Genomic DNA, 15,993 nt, shown 5'->3' with positions numbered 1-15,993 from the left:
ACGCATCCACCACCACTCACCAAGCACATGGAAGGTAAACCATGCCCGTCGGTGTCCTGTCGATCGGCTCCTACACACCCGACCAGGTGGTCGACAACCAGCAGATCAGCGCCTGGACGGGGATGCCCGAGTCTTGGGTGACCGAGCGGACCGGCGTCCTCACACGGCGGTACGCCGAGCCCGGTACGGCCACGTCCGACCTCGCCCTGCACGCGGCCCGGGAGGCGCTGGAAGGCGTCTCGGAAGCGGTCTGCGAGCGGCTCGGCGCGCTGGTCGTGGCGACCAGCACTCCGGACGTCCCGCAGCCGTCCACCGCGGCGATCCTCCAGCACAAGCTGGGGCTCTCCACCCTGCCCGCCTTCGACATCAACGCCGTCTGCAGCGGCTTCTTGTACGGCCTCTCGGTCGCCGAGGGGCTCCTGAAGGCAGGCCGGCACGGGGAGCACGTGCTGCTCGTCGGCGCCGACATGTTCTCCACGATCATGGACAGGTCCGACCGGCGCACGGTGAGCCTGTTCGGCGATGGCGCGGGCGCCGTCCTGCTCGGAGAGGTGCCCGAGGGCTACGGTCTGCAGTCAGTGCACCTGGTCACGGACGGGGAGTTCCACCACTACGTGGGCGTGGAGGGAGGCGGCACCCGGACGCCGCTCGACGCCGAGGCCCGCGAGGCCGGCAAGCACTACTTCCGGATGGACGGCCGCGCGGTGCGTGACTACGCCCTCTCGGTGCTCGCGAAGCTGACCGCCCAGACGCTCGACGACTGCGGGCTCGCCCTGGATGACATCGACCGGTTCGTCTTCCACCAGGCCAACACCAGGCTCCTGGAGACCTTCGTGGCGGACGCCGGCATCGACCCGGACCGCGTCGCCTACACCGCGCCGCACCTGGGCAACACGGTCGCCGCCTCGGTGCCGCTCACCCTGCACGCCACCCACCGGGAACGGCCGCTGAAGCGCGGTGAGCGGGTCCTCATGGCGTCGGTCGGCGGGGGCATGACCGCGGGCGCGGCACTCCTGACCTGGTACTGACGCCCGCCCGGCCCGGGGCGTCGCCGCCCCGCCCGTACCCCCAGTACTGACCCCACACGCACACCACACGCAGCATCGGATGGAGGAGCCATGAGGCTCGACGGACAGACGGCCGTCATCACTGGCGGCACACGGGGCCTGGGGCGGGCGATAGCCGAGGCCTTCCTCGCGGAGGGTGCCTCGGTCGTGGTCGCCGCGCGCAACCCGTACGACATCAAGGAACTCGCCGACGACCACGGCGACCGGCTGCTCTTCCACCACACCGACGTCACCGACGAGATCTCGGTGGCCGAGCTGGTCGCCGCCGCGGGCGAGACGTTCGGCGGTGTCGACGTCCTCGTCAACAACGCGGGCGTCAGCCGCGACGGCAAGATCGCCCGGCTGTCGGTGGCCGACTGGAACACCACGCTCGCCACCAATCTGACCGGTGTCTTCCTCTGCACGCGCGCGGTGATCGGCCCGATGGCCGCCCGCCGCGAGGCGACCGGCATCGGCGGCCGCATCATCAATGTGTCGTCCTGCGTCGCCGGCCGGGCCGCGATCGGCGCCGCCGCGTACAGCGCGAGCAAGGCCGCCGTGGAGATGTTCACCAAGACCTCGGCCGCCGAACTCGCCCCCAAGGGCATCACCGTCAACTGTCTGTCGCCCGGTTACATCGACGAGGGCATGGGCAAAGAGCTGGCCTCCAACGAGCGCGCCTGGGAGAGCTACCGCGGCCGTCTGCTGTCCGGGCGCCTCGGCCGTCCTACCGAGGTCGGCGCGACCGCCGTGTTCCTCGCCTCGCAGGACAGCTCGTACGTCAACGGCAGCGTGGTCGAGGTCAACGGGGGCCTGATGTGGGCGGCCTGACGGATGTGCGGGCGGACCGGCCCGTCCTTGTCGTCGGCGCCGGTCCTGTCGGCCTGGTCGTCGCGTGCGAACTGCTCCAGCAGGGCATCCCGGTACGCGTCGTGGACTCCGGCCGCGGACACACCGCGCACTCCCGCGCGAACGTCATCTGGCCGCGCAACCTCGAACTCCTCGACCGGATCGAGGTGACCGAGGAACTGCTCGACACGGGTCACCGCCTCGCGGGCACCGCGTTCTACTCGCGCGGCCGCCGCCTGGCGACCGCCTGGATGAGTAAACTGCCCGACTCCCCCTACCCGTTCGCGCTCACCCTCTCGCAGAACGACACCGAGGCGGTGCTGCGCCGGCGGCTCGCCGCGCTCGGCGGATCTGTCGAGCAGGGCGTCCGGCTCACCGCCCTCGACAACGCGGCGGACGGTCCCGCCGTCAAGCTGGAGCACGAGGACGGCCGGACCGAGGAACTGGAGCCGGGCTGGCTCGTCGGCGCGGACGGCGCGCACAGTACCGTCCGCAAGGAACTGGGCATCGGCTACGACGGCCCGCCGGTCGACGTGTCGTTCGCGATCACCGACGCCCGGCTGACCACCACCCTTTCCGAGGACCTGTCCCACTACTGCTACGCGCCGAGCGGCGCCATGGTGCTGGGCCCGATGGGTGACGGCGTGCACCGCATCGCCCTGAACGTGCCGCACGACGCGTACAGCGAGGACAACCCGCCGCCCCGGGAGATGTTCCAGCAGGTCGTCGACGACCGGGCGGCCGGCCGCAGCCGCGTCGAGGAACTGCTGTGGAGCGGATCCTTCCGGGTGCGGGTCAGGATCGCCTCCGCCTTCCGCAGCGGCCGCTGCTTTCTCGCGGGCGACGCCGCCCATGTGATCAGCCCGGCCGGCGGCCAGGGCATGAACACCGGCATGCAGGACGCGTTCAACCTGGCGTGGAAGCTGTCCGGCGTCCTGCGGGGCGAGTTCGGGGAGCCGATCCTCGACTCGTACGACCCCGAACGCCGGGCCGTCTCCCACGAGGTGGCCCGCTCGACGGCGCTGCTGACCAAGGCGGGTCTGGTCAACACGCCCGCGAAGGTCGCACTGCGGGACGCCGCGTTCACGGCGGCCGACCGGACCGGTCTCTTCCAGCGCAGGCTCGCCCCGCAGCTGAGCCAGACGGCCGTCAGCTACGACGGTGACCGCCATCCCCGAATGCCGCTGAGGGTCTCGTCGGGCTCGCCTGCCGACGGTTCGGGTGAGGCGGTCACCGGGAGTCGGCCCTCGGCCCCACGGCTCGACAGCGGCGGCTGGCCGACGATCGATCGGGACCGGCACACCGTGCTGCTGTGGCCCGGCACACGGACCCCGCCGTCGGACTGGCAGCGAATCCGCGACCGGGTCCGCCGGAAGCTGCCACAGGGCACCCCGGTGCTCGATCTGACCCGTGCCGTTCCCCGGGGCCTGGCCCGGGCGCTCGGCCCGGGGCCCGCTGTGGCGGTCGTGCGCCCGGACGGCCATCTGCTCGCGCGGGTCGACCCCCGGAGCCCCCAGGACATCACGCGACTGCTCACCCGAGCGGCACACCTCAGGAGCCGGTCTTGACCACTTCTCCCGCCTTCCCTCCCCTCACTACCGACCATTCCCGTCCGGTGGTGGCGTTCTTCGACGCCGACGAGACGCTCGTCGCCATGAAAACACCGTTCTCGCTGCTGCGGCACCGGATGAAGCGGGAGGGAGACGTCACCGGCGCCGCGTACGAGCGGCTCGTCGAGCCGCTGCGGCGGCTGGCGTCGACGGGCGTGACACCGGTCGAGGTGGTCTCCAAGTTCTACGAGCTGCACGCCGGTGTCCCCTGGGACGACCTGGTCGCTGAAGCGCGGGAGTGGTACGCCCATCTGCGCGAGCGCGGGATGCCGTTCATCGAGTCGACGGTCGCCCGGCTGCGCCGCCACCAGGAGGCCGGCCACCGCACCGTGGTCATCTCTGGCTCCTGGGCGGCGACGCTCCACCCGATCACCGACGACCTGGGCGTCGACCTGGTCCTGTGCACGGAACCGGAGCTGGACACGGACCGGCGCATGACGGGTGCGATCCGGCACGCGATGTTCGGCCCGGCGAAGGCGGACGCGGTCCGGGAAGCGCTGGCGAAGTTCGGCGCGGACCCGGCCGATTGCTACGCGTACGGCGACGACCCGGGGGACCTGACCATGCTGAGCATGGTGGGCCACCCGACGGTCGTCGGCGAGAATCCGCGGATGGCGGCCCACGCGACCGAACAGGGCTGGCCGGTCATCCCGGCCACTCTGATGGCAGGGACGCGCCGCCAGCCGGTGTAGCCGACGGGCGAGCACGAAGGGGCGCCTCGCATGAGGCGCCCCTTCGGCATTGCACCGGAGGGTCAGCGGGCGCCGACCGCCTCCGGCAGGGCGGCCAGTTCGGCGAGGGCCTCGGGCGGGAGGGTCAGGGAGCCGGCCTGCGCGTTGTCCTCCAGGTAGCGGCGGGTCTTGGTGCCGGGGATGACGCCCACGTGCTCGCCCTGGGCCAGCACCCACGCAATCGCCACCTGGGCGACGGTCGCGCCGAGGTCGTCGGCCAGGATCCGCACCCGGTCGACGATGGTCTGGTTGGCACTGATGGCCTCGGGCTGGAACCTCGGGATCCGGTGCCGACCGTCCACCTTCGGCAGGTCCTGCGGGCTGCTGATCAGGCCGGACAGGAAGCCGCGGCCGAGCGGGGCGAAACCGATGAACGCGATGCCCTCGCGCCCGCAGTACTCCACCACGCCGTTCTTCAGGGCCTCCCGGCTCCACAGCGACAGCTCGCTCTGCACGGACGCGACCGGGTGGACCGCGTGCGCCCGGCCGATCTCCTCCACCGACGCCTCGGAGAGCCCGATCGTGCCGAGCTTGCCCTCCTTCACCAACTCCGCGAGCGCGCCCCAGCTCTCCTCGACGGGCACTTCGGGGTCGATGCGGTGGAGCTGATAGAGGTCGATGTGGTCCACGCCGAGCCGCTGCAGACTCGCGTCGACGGCGGCTCGCAGATACTCCGGCCGGCCGTCCCGGTGGCTCTTGTAGGTGCCCGGGTCGTCCACCACGAGTCCGCCCTTGGTGGCGAGCAGCGCCTTGTCGCGGTAGCCCCGCAGCGCCTTGCCGACCAGCAGTTCGTTGGTGAACGGGCCGTACTGGTCGGCCGTGTCGATCAGGTCGACGCCGAGGTCGATCGCGTGCCGTACGACCGCGATGGACTCGCTCTCGTCCCGGCCCAGCTCGTCGTACCCCCACGACATGCCCATGCAGCCGAGTCCCACAGCCGCGAAAGTCCTCTGTGAGCCGCCCAGTTGGATCCTGCGCATGTTCGTGCGCACCGCCTCTCCCGTTGTGCCCGTGGAGTCCTGTCCGCTCGATCCGCGTGACAGGGCCTCGCCTTCATGCAGAACTCTGCCATAAGACATTGACATCCCCTATGGTCAGACTCCTACTCTATGACAGAGTTCTTACACATGCCTGCCAACGAATAGAACAGAACAGGGGTGATTCTCCGTGTCCACCGGCAACCCGCGGGCGACTCTCGCCGCGGCGTGCGTCGTCGGCCCGCTGATGACCTTGGTGGTGACCGGCCCGTCCGTGGCCGTACCCGACATCGGCGCCGACCTGCACAGCTCCCTCGCCGCTGCCCAGTGGGTAGTTGACGGCTACATGCTGACCGCGTCCAGCAGCCTCGCGGCGATGGGCTCGCTCGCCGACCGCGTGGGCCACCGCAGGATGTTCACCTGGGGCATGGCCTTCTTCGCGTTCTGGATGACCGTCTCCGGCCTCTCCAGCAGCATCCTGCTGCTCGACATCTCGCGCGCCATCTCCGGTTTCGGCAGCGGCGCGGCGCTCGCCTCCATCACCGCGATCGTGGCCCAGGCCTTCGACGGCCCCGCCCGGGCCAAGGCGTTCGGACTGTTCGGCACCTTCCTGGGCGCGGGTCTCGCGTTCGGCCCGATGTTCGGCGGCGTCCTGGTCAACCTGTGGGGCTGGCGCTCGGTGTTCCTCGTGCTCGCCGGGGTCGCCGTACTCGTCCTGCTCAGCACACCCCTGCTGCCCCGTACGGAACCGAACCGCGGACCCCGCTTCGACTGGGCGGGCTCCTTCGCCTTCGGCCTCGGCGTCGCCCTGTTCGTCCTCGCCCTGGTGGAGGGGCCGGGCCGCGGCTGGACCGACCCGATCGTGCTCGCCTCGGCCGTCGGCTGCCTGGTCCTGCTCCTGACCTTCGTGGTGGTGGAGCGCCGCTCCGAGCACCCGATGTTCGACCTGGGTCTCTTCGCCCGCCCGCAGTTCCTCGCCGTCTGCCTGGTGCCGCTGGTACTGGCGTTCAGTTTCGTCGCGCTCGTCATCGTGCTGCCGCCGTTCCTGACCTCCACGAGCGGCCTGTCTGCCGTCCGGATCGGCCTGGTCCTGCTGCTGCTGACCGGCCCCTCGCTGGTGATGCCCGCCATCACCGGCGTACTCGCGCAGAAGGTCTCGCAGCGCGCCCTGTTCGTCGTACTGCTCGCCTTCTCCGCCGTCGGCGCCTCCTGGCTGACCATGGTCGAGCCGGGTGCCTCGACCGCCGCGCTGGCCGGCCCGCTGCTCTTCCTCGGTATCGGTTACGGCATCTCGCTGGGCATCCTGGACGGCGCGGCCGTCTCGGCCGTCGAGCCGGAGCGGATGGGCATGGCCGCGGGCATGTTCAACACGGTGCGGCTCACCTCCGACGCGGTCTCCATGGCCGGTCTCGGCGCTCTCGTCACGGCGCTCACCAAGAGCGCCCTCGACAACGACGCGGTCTCCGCCTTCCAGGGCGGTGCGGACGCGCTGACCTCGCGCGCCCTCCAGGGCGGTCTGACCGAGGCCGCCGAGACCATGCCCGCGGGCGGGGTACGGGACCGGGCGGTGGCCGCGATGGCCGACGCCTACGCCGCCGGCCTGCACGCCACCATGTGGATCGTCGCGGCGGCCTGTGTGGTCACCGCCGTGGTCGTCGGCAGCCTGCTGAAGGGCGGCAAGCCGTCGGCCGATGCCGCGGGCGAAGCCCCCGCCGAAGCCGTCGGCGAGCCGTCCGCGGCGTCGCCCCAGCCCACCTCCGCGCGCTGAAGGGGCGGGTCATGACACAGACCGCCCTCGGACCCGTCGAGGTCCTGCCCCCCTATGCCGACGAACAGCTGGTGGAGCGCCTCGGTATCGAGATCGAGATCTGCGAGCCGGACCTGGTGATCGGCACCATGCCAGTGGCGGGCAACCGTCAGCCGATCGGCCTGTTGCACGGCGGGGCCAACGCCGTGCTGGCCGAGACGCTCGGTTCCCTCGCGGCCTGGACGCACGCGGGCGCCGACCGGATCATCGTCGGTCAGGAGCTGTCCTGCACCCACCACGGCGGGGCGCGGTCGGGCCGGGTCACCGGTGAGTGCCGACCGCTGCACGTGGGCACGCACACCGCCACGTACGAGATCGTCATCCGTGACGAGCGAGGCCGGCGAACCTGCACCGCCCGGCTGACCTGTGCGATCCCGCCGGCCAGGCGCCGGGCGAGCCGGTGACCGAACGTACCTCGGGGAACGACGGTAGGCCGGTACGGCGGAGACAATGCACGACTACCGCTTCGCCCTCTGTCGTATGCAAGACTATTGATATGGCGAAGACGACGACGGAGACGGTCGCCGCAGGCCGACTCGGGCACACGATCAAGCGGGCCGAGCAGGCTCTGATCGGGTGCAAGACGGCCGTGCTGCGAGAGTTCGGCCTGACGGTGCCCCAGTACTCGGTTCTGCTGCTGCTGTCGGTCTCGGACGGCATGTCTGCTGCCCAGCTCGCACGCGAGTGCATGGTCACGCCGCAGACGATGGCGACGGTTCTGACCAACCTGGAGAAGGCCGACCTGGTGTTCCGCGAACCCTCGGAGCTGCACCAGAAGGTCGTGGTCAACCGGGCGACGCGGTCGGGCCGCGCCATCGCGAAGAAGGCCGACAAGGCGGCCCTTCGCGTCGAAGGGACGCTGGGTGCCGAATTCACGCCCGCGGAAAGGGCGCGGTTCGAGGAGTACCTGGAGCGGACCATCGCCGTTCTGGGTTCTCTGGAATAACCCCTCGGGGCGTGCCGGAATCATGGGAAAACCACGTTGAATTCGCCTGCCGGCAAAATTCAACGTGGTTTTCTTTTTATGTCATCTGCGGGGGCATGTAACAGCGAGGGCTCTAGCCCGTAAACACTTCGTGCGATGGTCTACTGAAAAGGTTCTCGGACGGATTCCTGCTAGGGTGGCCTGGTACCTCGTGCTAGGTGCACGTACCTAACACGAGGGATGAGGGGTTTGACCGTTTCACCGCAGAGTGGAATGGATGTGCCAATAAGGGGGAATGGTGCAGATTCATGTCCTGGGGCCGATGACCGTATTGGACAACGACCTGGAGCCGGTCGTGCTGGCGCCCAAGCCGCGTCGTCTGCTTGCTTTACTCGCTGTCAATGCCGACACCGCGATACCGGTCAATTCGTTCGTGCAAGAGTTGTGGGGAGATAACCCTCCCCGCACTGCCACCGCAACGATTCAGACCTATATCGGGCAGGTCCGCCGTACCATCGCGGAAGCCCTCAAGAAGAGCGCCAACGAAATCGCCGAAGAAATCCTCATCACCGAGGGCGGCAGCTATGTGCTGTCCACGCGGAGGGTCGCGCTCGACATCACCGAATACGAGATGCTGACCGCCGCCGGGAACGCCGCGGTCCAGCGCGACGAATTCGTCGAGGGCTCCGAACTGCTCCACCAGGCAGTGGCGCTGTGGCGCGGCCCGGCACTCGTCAACGTGGAGGCCGGCGAACTGCTCGGCGCCCGGATCGTCCACCTGGACGAGTCCCTCCTTTGCACGCTGGAGCACCGGATCTATGCCGACCTCCAGCGCGGCGCGCATCACACCCTGGTTCCGGAACTCACCGAACTCACCGCCCGCCACCCGCTTCACGAGAACTTCCACCGGCACCTGATGCTCGCGCTCTATCGCTGTGGCCGGCGGGCCGAGTCGCTCGCCGTGATGCGGCGGCTGCGGGCCCGGCTGGTGGAGGAGCTGGGCCTGGAGCCCTCGCCGTTCCTGGTCCAGATAGAGCAGGACATCCTGCGTGGCGAGCCGTCGCTCGACACGCACCGGCTCAGATCAGCCGACCGGACCATCGTCGTACGGCAGCAGAACCGCCAAAGCATGGGCGGCATGGTGCACAGCCTGGCGCCGTCGCTGCGGGCGACCGGCTGAACCGAGCCGACGAGAAGTTGCTGAACCGGGTTGGCAGCATGAAGGGGTCCGTGGGGCACTGTGCCCCACGGACCCCTTCGTACACGGATCGCGCAGAGATACGCGCCGTTCGCTCAGGCCCCGCTGACCAGCAGGCACGACCAGGTGAACCCCGCGCCGGCGCTCACCACCAGCGCGTACTCGCCAGGGCCCAGCACCCGCCGGGTGCGCAGCTCCGCGAGGCTGGCCGCGGCGTCACCGGCTCCCAGGTGTCCGGTGTCGGCACCGGGCCGCAGCAGCTCCGCCCCGGTGAGCTTGGTCAGCAGCGGCGCGTAGGCCAGGTCGATGGTCTTGCGGCCGAGCCGTGGCGCCACCACGTAACGCAGCGGCGCGTCACCCGTCGCGGACAGCCCCGCGCCCGCCAGGCACGACTCCACCGCCGACTGCAGCGACGCGGCGCTCGCCTTGGTGAACGCCTCCATGCCCTCCGCCTGGAGAAACGCCTTCTTGGTCCGGCGGATGTCGACCTTCGGCCCGAGAGAGCGGGCGGCCGGGCCGAACGGGTCGTCGCCGCGGTGCATGCGCTCCAGCCGGGGTGCGGCGACCGTGGCGACCGAGTGCAGGATCAGATCGGCCGCCCGGCCGCCCTCGCTCCCCGGCAGGTGGTGCAGGACGAGGGCGGTGGCCCCGTCGCCGTACCCGATGCCGTAGTCCCCGCTCCAGCGGTCGAATCCGGGCTCCAGGAAGGCGTCGGCGGTGGTGATCAGGGCTTGCCCGAGGTCGGGCTCGATGAAGAGCCGGGCGGCGGCCAGTTCCACGGCCGCCGCGCCACCGTTGCACACCTGCTGGACGCCGAGGGGCACGGCGCTGTCGGCGCCCAGCCGGTCGGCGATGAAGTGTGCGGGGGACCACAGGTCGTGCCCCTGATAGTGGATCCAGGCGTGCAGCAGGAGGCCCACGGTGCCGGGGTCGACCCCGGCTGCGGAGAGTGCCTCGCGGCCGGCCTCGACCGCCATCTCGGGCGGTGCCATGTCGGCCACCGGCAGTCCGGCGTACCCGAGTTCGTCGGCGGTCTCGGCGTCGACCAGCTCACGCGCGACCGCCTCCGCCGCGCTCTGCCGACCCGAGGGTAGCCAGAGCGAGGGGCCCGAGATGCCCAACGGGCTCGGAAGACGCATCACTTGGCCTCGGCGCTCGTGCTCTTCGATGTCACCGAGTCGACGTCGCAGCCCGGGTCCGGGGCGGCTGTGGTCGGCGCGGTCGCCGTGGTGGGGATGATGTCGACGACGTACAGCTCGACCGGCTCGGTGCCCTTGTTGATGCCCATGTGAACGGTGGTCGGGCCAACGGGCTCCACAAGCGATTCGCCCGGGCCGTACTCCTCCACCGAGCAGTCTGAGCCGTCGATCCGGGTGAACGTACCGGAGTTGATGACGGCGATCTCCTCGCCCACGTGGTAGTGCCAGCCCGTGGAGGCGCCCGGCTGCACGGTCGCCTTGCGGTAGAGGACCTTGCGATCGCCGTCTGCCCTGATCTTGAAGGGCGCCGAGGTGACGCCCTGGCTCAGCGTGACCGAGCTGACCGGGGGGACGTCGGACGTGACGTCGGCCTGGGCGACGGGCTGGGTGGCGAATCCGGCGCCGAGCGCCACCGCGGCGCCGGCGGTTGCGAGCCTGCTCTTCTTGACCACGGAATGTCCTCTGCTCACGGGAAGCGATCGCAGTCATATGTATCAGAGCATTGTCACTGCGATGAGGTCTGTCTTGACTTCCCATGCTGGCCTTGAGCCGGCCTTCAGTCGTTCTCTTGCGAGCCCCCCGGCCTGTGACTCCCACCAGCTTGGAGACGGCCTGACGCCGACTTGAAACAGGCCTCGACGCAGGCCTGCCGCGGGCCGCTCAGCCCGCCTCGACCAGCGAGATCCTGCCCTTCCGCTCATCCCGCCCCAGCAGTTCCACGACCTTCTCGCGGGTTTCCGTGCCGGGTCGCGCCGTGTGCAACATCAGCCGGATCCCCGGACGGTCCGGGATCTCGAGCACAGAGTGGTCGAAGATCAGGAACCCCGCCCGCGGGTGGTCGATCGCCTTCACGCCCTGGTTCTTCGCCGTGAGCTCGTACCGCGACCACAGCTCCGCGAACTCCTTGCTCTCCTCCATCAGCCGGCGCGAGATCGACGTGAACCGCGATTCCTCCGGGTAACGGGCGGCGTCCCTGCGGAACTCGGACACCAGACCGGGAGCGACTTCCGCCCAGTACCGATGACGCGCCCGGAACGCCGGATTGGTGAAGAAAGACATCAGACAGTTGGTGTCCCGCTCGCCGAACCCGAAGACAAGACTGGCCGCACGGTTGAGCCCCACGATGTCCCAGCACCGGTCGATCACATACGCCGGACTCGGCATCCAGCCCTCCAGGAGGGCCGTCAACTGCACCGTGTCCGCCAGGTCGTCCGCCGCGCGCTGTGGCGGGTTCATCCCCACCAGCCGGTACAGGTGGTCCCGTTCCACGGCGTCCAGCAGCAGTGTCCGGCTGATCGAGTCCACGACCTGCTCCGACACCTTGATGTCCCGGCCCTGTTCGAGCCACGTGTACCAGGAGGCGCCGATACCGGCCAGCATCGCGACCTCCTCCCGGCGCAGCCCCGGCGTGCGCCGGCGCGCACCAGGAGGAAGCCCCACGTCCTCGGGCCTGAGCCGTTCCCGGCGCGTGCGCAGGAAATGCTTGAGCTCCTCGCGTCGACGGGGCTCCCGTACTGCGTTGAGGCTGGTGGTCATGAACCCAGGATACGTTCGGGCTCCCCACGGCATGGCGACATTTGCCAGCCTTCTGGCATGACTCCCGACTCCGCCACTCAGCCAACCGGCAAAGTGCCGTTCACCACCCGCCAGTGGCTCATCATCGCCCTCCTGTGCGGCGCGCAGTTCATGCTCGCCCTCGACTTCTCCATCCTCAGCGTCGCGCTCCCCGCCCTCGGTGAGGACCTCGGCTTCAAACTGAGCGACCTGCAGTGGGTGATCACCGCGTTCGCCCTGCCCTCCGGTGGCCTGCTGCTGCTCTTCGGCCGGGCCGCCGACCTCTACGGCCGGCGCAACTGGTTCATCGCCGGCATGGTCCTCTTCACCATCGCCTCTCTCGTCGGCGGCCTTGCCCCCACCCCCGGCGTCCTGCTCGCGGCCCGCGCCGCCCAGGGGGTCGCGGCCGCCATGCTCACCCCGGCGGCGATGTCCCTGCTCACCACCAGCTTCGCCGAGGGCTCGCAGCGCGACCGCGCGCTCGGCATCAACGGCGCCCTGCTGTCGCTCGGCTTCCTGTCCGGCGTGGTCCTCGGCGGAGTCATCACCGACCTCACCAGCTGGCGCGTGACGCTCTTCATCAGCGTCCCCGTCGGCATCGTCGCCGCCATCACCGCCCCGATCCTCATCAAGGAAAGCCGCAACGAGGAGACCCCGAAGCTGGACCTCCTCGGCGCCGTCACCGTCACCGGCGGCCTCCTTTCAGTGATCTTCGGCATCACCTCGGCCGAGCGCAACGGCTGGAGTTCCACCACCACCCTGCTCTCCCTCGCCGTCGGAGTCGTGCTCCTCATCGCCTTCTTCGCCATCGAGTCGCGGGTCGCCGCGCCACTCGTCGACCTGAAGGTGCTGCGCCGACGCACCGTCAGCTGGGGCAACACCACCGGCCTGATCACCTTCGCGATGATGACGGGCATGGTGTTCCTGCTGACCCTGTACATGCAGCAGGTGCGCGGGATGAGCCCGCTCAACGCCGGCTTCACCTTCGCCTCCCTCGGCATCGCGGCCGTCCTCGGCGGCGCCTTCGCCGCCCGGATCATCGGCGCGATCGGCGTGCACCGGGCCCTCGTCTACGGTCTGCTGCTGCAGGCCGCGAGCACGGCCGCGCTCTACTTCCTCGACACCTCCGGCGGCATGCCGCTGCTCCTCATCGCCACCGCCACCGGCGGATTCGGCCACCTCCTCGCCGTCGTCGGCTACATGATCACCGCCACCTCGGGCCTGCCGGACCACGAGCAGGGCCTGGCCACCGGCCTCGCCTACACGGGCCAGCAGCTCGGCGTCACCGTCGGCACCCCGGTCCTCGCCACCGTTGCCGCGGCCGGCATCGACTCCGCGGGCGGCAGCGGCCCCTCCGCCGTCCTGAACGGCGTACAGGGCGGTCTGCTGATCGCCGCCGGCGCGCTGCTCCTTGCGGGCCTCGCCGCCATCGCCTTCCTGCGCCCCGGCCGGACCGCGACGGCCGAGGCTCCGGCGACCGACCTTCAGGTCTCCGTCGAGACACGCTGAGAGACTGCCGAACGCGCTCAGAGACTGAGGAAAACGATTCACATGCGCATGCGCTACCTGGGCCGCACCGGCCTCCAGGTCTCCGAGATCTGCCTCGGCACCATGACGTTCGGCGGCCGCCACGGCTTCCAGCACATGGGCCAGCTCAATACCATCGAGGCCCGGCGGCTCGTCCACACGAGCATGGACGCGGGCGTCAACTTCTTCGACACCGCCGACATGTACTCCGCCGGACAGTCCGAGGAAGTCCTTGGCGCCGCCCTCGGCGCCCGCCGCGACGACGTGATCATCGCGACCAAGGTGCGCTGGCAGATGCCCGACGGCAGCAGGGAGCCGAACGACCGCGGCCTGTCCCGGCACCACATCGTGCGCTCGGTGGAGGCCAGTCTGCGCCGACTGGGCACCGACCACATCGACCTCTACCAGACGCACGGCTGGGACGGGCGCACCCCGTGGGAGGAGACCCTGCGGGCCCTGGACGACCTCGTCCGGGCGGGCAAGGTCCGCTACATCGGCGCGTCCAACCTGACGTCGTGGCAGCTCACCCGCGCCCTCGCCACCAGCGAGCGGACCGGCCTCGAGCGCTTCGCTTCGCACCAGATTCAGTACAGCCTGGCCGCCCGTGAGGTCGAGTGGGAACTGCTGCCCATGGCCGAGGCCGAGGGCGTGGGCGTCATGGTGTGGAGCCCGCTCGCCGGCGGTCTGCTCAGCGGCCACCAGGAACGGGGCGCCACGCCGCCCCCGGGCACGCGGCGGGCGGTGGGCTGGTTCGAGCCCGTCGACCCCGAGCTCACCTTCGACACCATCGACGTGCTGCGCAAGATCGCGCAGGAACGGGAGGTGAGCCCGGCCCAGGTGGCGCTGCGCTGGGCGCTGGACGGAAAGGGCGTCACCTCTGTGGTCATCGGTGCCCGCAACGAACGTCAGCTCACTGACAACCTGGCCGCGACGACCTGGTCGCTGACCCCCGAGGAGCACGCCGCCCTCGACGAGGTCAGCGCCGCGCCGTTGCCCTATCCGTACTGGCACCAGGACTACTGCGACGCTGACCGTGTCCGGGAGTCGGACGAGGACTGACGGCGGCGGGCCGAAGCCCCGCAGGTCTACGAGACCTGCGGGGCTTTCGCTTGTGCACCCAGCAGGGAACGGTGCGCGTGACTGACATGGCTTCCTGGACCAGCAGTCCCCACCGGACCTCGGCAGTTGCTCGTGCCAAACCCGTGCCAGGTTGGGCGGGGAGCCACGGGGAACGGCGGGCAACGGGCCATCGGCGCGAAGGTCGTGAGGCCTCGCCCTCGCAGGTCAGACACCCAACTACCCCTAGAGCATCCGAGCTTCCCAAGCTGAGAGTGCGAGTTCGATTCTCGTCACCCGCTCCATAGTTGAGGCCCAGGTCAGCGACCTGGGCCTTCTTCGTTGTTCAGCTCAAGTGGTGGGTGTCGTTGAGGGTCTGCAGCGTGGCGGTGCCGTCGTCTGCGTACGTCACCGTCGACAGGGAGGCTGCTGCGACCTCCATGCGGAACAAGCTGTGGGGTGGAGCCTGGAGCGCTAGGCGGATCAGGGTTCTGACGGGTACGACGTGGGAGACGACCAGGATCGTGGCGCCGGCGTACTGGGTCATGAGGCCGTCTCGTACGGCGGCGACCCGGCGGGTTACCTGTTGCATGGTCTCGCCCGCGCCCGAGGGCGGGCTCTCGGGCGAGGCGAGCCACGCGCTCAGGTCGTCCGGGTAGCGTTCGCGGACTTCGGGGAAGGTCAGGCCCTCCCAGTCGCCGAAGTCCGCTTCCCGCAGGTCCCGGTCGACCTGGACGTTCAGGCCAAGGCGCGCGGCCACGGATTCCGCGGTCTCCTGGCAGCGCCGCATCGGTGACGTGACGACCGCCTCGATGTCGCCGCGGCGGGCGAGGGCCTCTGCTGCCCCCTGGGCTTGGCGGTGTCCAACCGGTGAGAGTCCCGGGTTGGATCCGCCGCTGCCGGAGAGCCGCCGCTCCGGGGTGAGCAGGGTTTCGCCGTGCCGCAGCAGTACGAGCGTCGTCACCTCACTCACTTCGAGGTCTGCGCGAAGTGGTCCCGTACGGCGTCGGTCTGCTTCTCCATGATGGCGATGATGCCCTCGACCACGGTCAGGTCGGCGTCCTCGGCGATCTCCAAGGTCCGCGACCAGTCGAAGAAGCTGCGGGCCGGGTCGTTGGTGATGGGGAAGACGCGGATGGTGGCCTCGTAGCTGGCGACTCCGCTGGTGGGGGCGACGGCCCGGTAGGACTGGGTCTTGTTGATCTCGTCGCGGGCGGCGATCTCCTGCTGGACGACCTTGCCGCTGAGCGTGAGCTTGAAGTCGTAGCGGGCCGGGACCGTTTCGACCGAGCCGCCCTCCACCCAGCTGGTGTCCCGGTGGACGTCCAGGTCGCCGGGGGACACGATCTCCAGGATCTGCATGGCGTCGCGGATGGTCTCCCACACGGTGTCCGGGTCGGCGTCGAGGACGGTCGAGTGGTACATGGTGTGCTTGCGCTGGATCGTCGGCACGGGGTGTTCCTTCTTCTAGTTGTTGGCGCTCAGGCTTCTAGCTGTTGTCGTTCAGGAGTTGT

16 protein-coding genes are annotated in these 15,993 nt (G+C 69.9%); 10 read left to right on the top strand and 6 right to left on the bottom strand.

Annotated elements, in window-relative coordinates; all coding sequences use genetic code 11:
• Positions 1-41 precede the first annotated feature (41 nt).
• From AC07EJ_RS17075 to AC07EJ_RS17060, 4 genes are all read left to right on the top strand, one after another.
• Entirely contained in the window at positions 42-1,028 is a 987-nt protein-coding gene (locus AC07EJ_RS17075; protein ID WP_389479120.1) for a 3-oxoacyl-ACP synthase III family protein, read from the top strand.
• 90 nt (positions 1,029-1,118) lie between these two features.
• Positions 1,119-1,877, top strand: a complete 759-nt coding sequence (locus AC07EJ_RS17070; RefSeq protein WP_389479118.1) for an SDR family NAD(P)-dependent oxidoreductase — start codon at positions 1,119-1,121, stop codon at positions 1,875-1,877.
• Positions 1,865-3,463, top strand: a complete 1,599-nt coding sequence (locus tag AC07EJ_RS17065; protein ID WP_389479116.1) for an FAD-dependent monooxygenase — start codon at positions 1,865-1,867, stop codon at positions 3,461-3,463. Before AC07EJ_RS17070 ends, AC07EJ_RS17065 begins: the two co-directional genes overlap by 13 nt.
• Entirely contained in the window at positions 3,460-4,197 is a 738-nt protein-coding gene (locus AC07EJ_RS17060) for an HAD family hydrolase (protein ID WP_389479114.1), read from the top strand. The genes AC07EJ_RS17065 and AC07EJ_RS17060 overlap by 4 nt, the downstream gene beginning before the upstream one ends.
• Positions 4,198-4,259: 62 nt before the next feature.
• Here the strand turns inward: AC07EJ_RS17060 and AC07EJ_RS17055 are convergent, their stop codons facing one another.
• On the bottom strand, positions 4,260-5,216 hold the full coding sequence (locus AC07EJ_RS17055; protein WP_389479269.1) for an aldo/keto reductase: 957 nt from the start codon (positions 5,214-5,216) through the stop codon (positions 4,260-4,262).
• 187 nt (positions 5,217-5,403) lie between these two features.
• Between AC07EJ_RS17055 and AC07EJ_RS17050 the strand changes: the two genes are divergently transcribed.
• The 4 genes from AC07EJ_RS17050 to AC07EJ_RS17035 all read left to right on the top strand — a co-directional run bounded on the left by AC07EJ_RS17050 (position 5,404) and on the right by AC07EJ_RS17035 (position 9,125).
• On the top strand, positions 5,404-6,981 hold the full coding sequence (locus AC07EJ_RS17050; RefSeq protein WP_389479112.1) for an MFS transporter: 1,578 nt from the start codon (positions 5,404-5,406) through the stop codon (positions 6,979-6,981).
• 11 nt (positions 6,982-6,992) lie between these two features.
• Positions 6,993-7,424, top strand: a complete 432-nt coding sequence (locus tag AC07EJ_RS17045) for a hotdog fold thioesterase (protein ID WP_389479110.1) — start codon at positions 6,993-6,995, stop codon at positions 7,422-7,424.
• Positions 7,425-7,516: 92 nt separating this feature from the next.
• Complete coding sequence (locus AC07EJ_RS17040) at positions 7,517-7,966, top strand: MarR family winged helix-turn-helix transcriptional regulator (protein WP_383895446.1); 450 nt, start codon at positions 7,517-7,519, stop codon at positions 7,964-7,966.
• A gap of 274 nt (positions 7,967-8,240) precedes the next feature.
• A complete protein-coding gene (locus tag AC07EJ_RS17035; protein ID WP_389479108.1) occupies positions 8,241-9,125 on the top strand; it encodes an AfsR/SARP family transcriptional regulator in 885 nt (294 codons plus the stop codon).
• A gap of 113 nt (positions 9,126-9,238) precedes the next feature.
• Here AC07EJ_RS17035 and AC07EJ_RS17030 read toward each other — a convergent pair whose 3' ends face one another.
• The 3 genes from AC07EJ_RS17030 to AC07EJ_RS17020 all read right to left on the bottom strand — a co-directional run bounded on the left by AC07EJ_RS17030 (position 9,239) and on the right by AC07EJ_RS17020 (position 11,878).
• Positions 9,239-10,282, bottom strand: coding sequence for a 3-oxoacyl-[acyl-carrier-protein] synthase III C-terminal domain-containing protein (locus AC07EJ_RS17030; protein WP_478884451.1), 1,044 nt, complete (start codon positions 10,280-10,282; stop codon positions 9,239-9,241).
• Complete coding sequence (locus tag AC07EJ_RS17025) at positions 10,282-10,794, bottom strand: cupin domain-containing protein (RefSeq protein ID WP_389479102.1); 513 nt, start codon at positions 10,792-10,794, stop codon at positions 10,282-10,284. Before AC07EJ_RS17025 ends, AC07EJ_RS17030 begins: the two co-directional genes overlap by 1 nt.
• Before the next feature lie 208 nt (positions 10,795-11,002).
• Complete coding sequence (locus tag AC07EJ_RS17020) at positions 11,003-11,878, bottom strand: helix-turn-helix transcriptional regulator (protein ID WP_389479100.1); 876 nt, start codon at positions 11,876-11,878, stop codon at positions 11,003-11,005.
• 57 nt (positions 11,879-11,935) lie between these two features.
• Between AC07EJ_RS17020 and AC07EJ_RS17015 the strand changes: the two genes are divergently transcribed.
• Both AC07EJ_RS17015 and AC07EJ_RS17010 read left to right on the top strand, forming a co-directional pair.
• Positions 11,936-13,405 carry an MFS transporter gene (locus AC07EJ_RS17015; RefSeq protein ID WP_389479098.1) on the top strand — a complete coding sequence of 490 codons (1,470 nt, stop codon included), beginning with the start codon at positions 11,936-11,938 and terminating at the stop codon, positions 13,403-13,405.
• A 42-nt stretch (positions 13,406-13,447) separates the two neighbouring features.
• Positions 13,448-14,482 (top strand): aldo/keto reductase, encoded by a 1,035-nt coding sequence (locus AC07EJ_RS17010; protein WP_389479096.1) that lies wholly within the window; start codon positions 13,448-13,450, stop codon positions 14,480-14,482.
• A 343-nt stretch (positions 14,483-14,825) separates the two neighbouring features.
• Here the strand turns inward: AC07EJ_RS17010 and AC07EJ_RS17005 are convergent, their stop codons facing one another.
• Both AC07EJ_RS17005 and AC07EJ_RS17000 read right to left on the bottom strand, forming a co-directional pair.
• On the bottom strand, positions 14,826-15,443 hold the full coding sequence (locus AC07EJ_RS17005; RefSeq protein ID WP_389479094.1) for a histidine phosphatase family protein: 618 nt from the start codon (positions 15,441-15,443) through the stop codon (positions 14,826-14,828).
• A gap of 5 nt (positions 15,444-15,448) precedes the next feature.
• The gene (locus AC07EJ_RS17000; RefSeq protein ID WP_393585994.1) at positions 15,449-15,931 is read right to left on the bottom strand and encodes an SRPBCC family protein; all 483 of its coding nucleotides are present in this window, start codon (positions 15,929-15,931) and stop codon (positions 15,449-15,451) included.
• Positions 15,932-15,993: the final 62 nt, after the last annotated feature.

The sequence above is a fragment of the Streptomyces sp. NPDC045026 genome, from assembly GCF_056432625.1.
Note: the sequence above shows the minus strand (reverse complement) of the source record. Positions and strands in the feature narration are given on the sequence as shown.

What these genes read in the sequence shown, in the direction of transcription:
- AC07EJ_RS17075 (WP_389479120.1), top strand. Translation starts at nt 42, where the DNA reads ATGCCCGTCGGTGTCCTGTCGATCGGCTCCTACACACCCGACCAGGTG.
- AC07EJ_RS17070 (WP_389479118.1), top strand. Translation starts at nt 1,119, where the DNA reads ATGAGGCTCGACGGACAGACGGCCGTCATCACTGGCGGCACACGGGGC.
- AC07EJ_RS17055 (WP_389479269.1), bottom strand. Translation starts at nt 5,216, where the DNA reads ATGCGCAGGATCCAACTGGGCGGCTCACAGAGGACTTTCGCGGCTGTG.
- AC07EJ_RS17045 (WP_389479110.1), top strand. Translation starts at nt 6,993, where the DNA reads ATGACACAGACCGCCCTCGGACCCGTCGAGGTCCTGCCCCCCTATGCC.
- AC07EJ_RS17040 (WP_383895446.1), top strand. Translation starts at nt 7,517, where the DNA reads ATGGCGAAGACGACGACGGAGACGGTCGCCGCAGGCCGACTCGGGCAC.
- AC07EJ_RS17035 (WP_389479108.1), top strand. Translation starts at nt 8,241, where the DNA reads ATGGTGCAGATTCATGTCCTGGGGCCGATGACCGTATTGGACAACGAC.
- AC07EJ_RS17030 (WP_478884451.1), bottom strand. Translation starts at nt 10,282, where the DNA reads ATGCGTCTTCCGAGCCCGTTGGGCATCTCGGGCCCCTCGCTCTGGCTA.
- AC07EJ_RS17020 (WP_389479100.1), bottom strand. Translation starts at nt 11,878, where the DNA reads ATGACCACCAGCCTCAACGCAGTACGGGAGCCCCGTCGACGCGAGGAG.
- AC07EJ_RS17015 (WP_389479098.1), top strand. Translation starts at nt 11,936, where the DNA reads ATGACTCCCGACTCCGCCACTCAGCCAACCGGCAAAGTGCCGTTCACC.
- AC07EJ_RS17010 (WP_389479096.1), top strand. Translation starts at nt 13,448, where the DNA reads ATGCGCATGCGCTACCTGGGCCGCACCGGCCTCCAGGTCTCCGAGATC.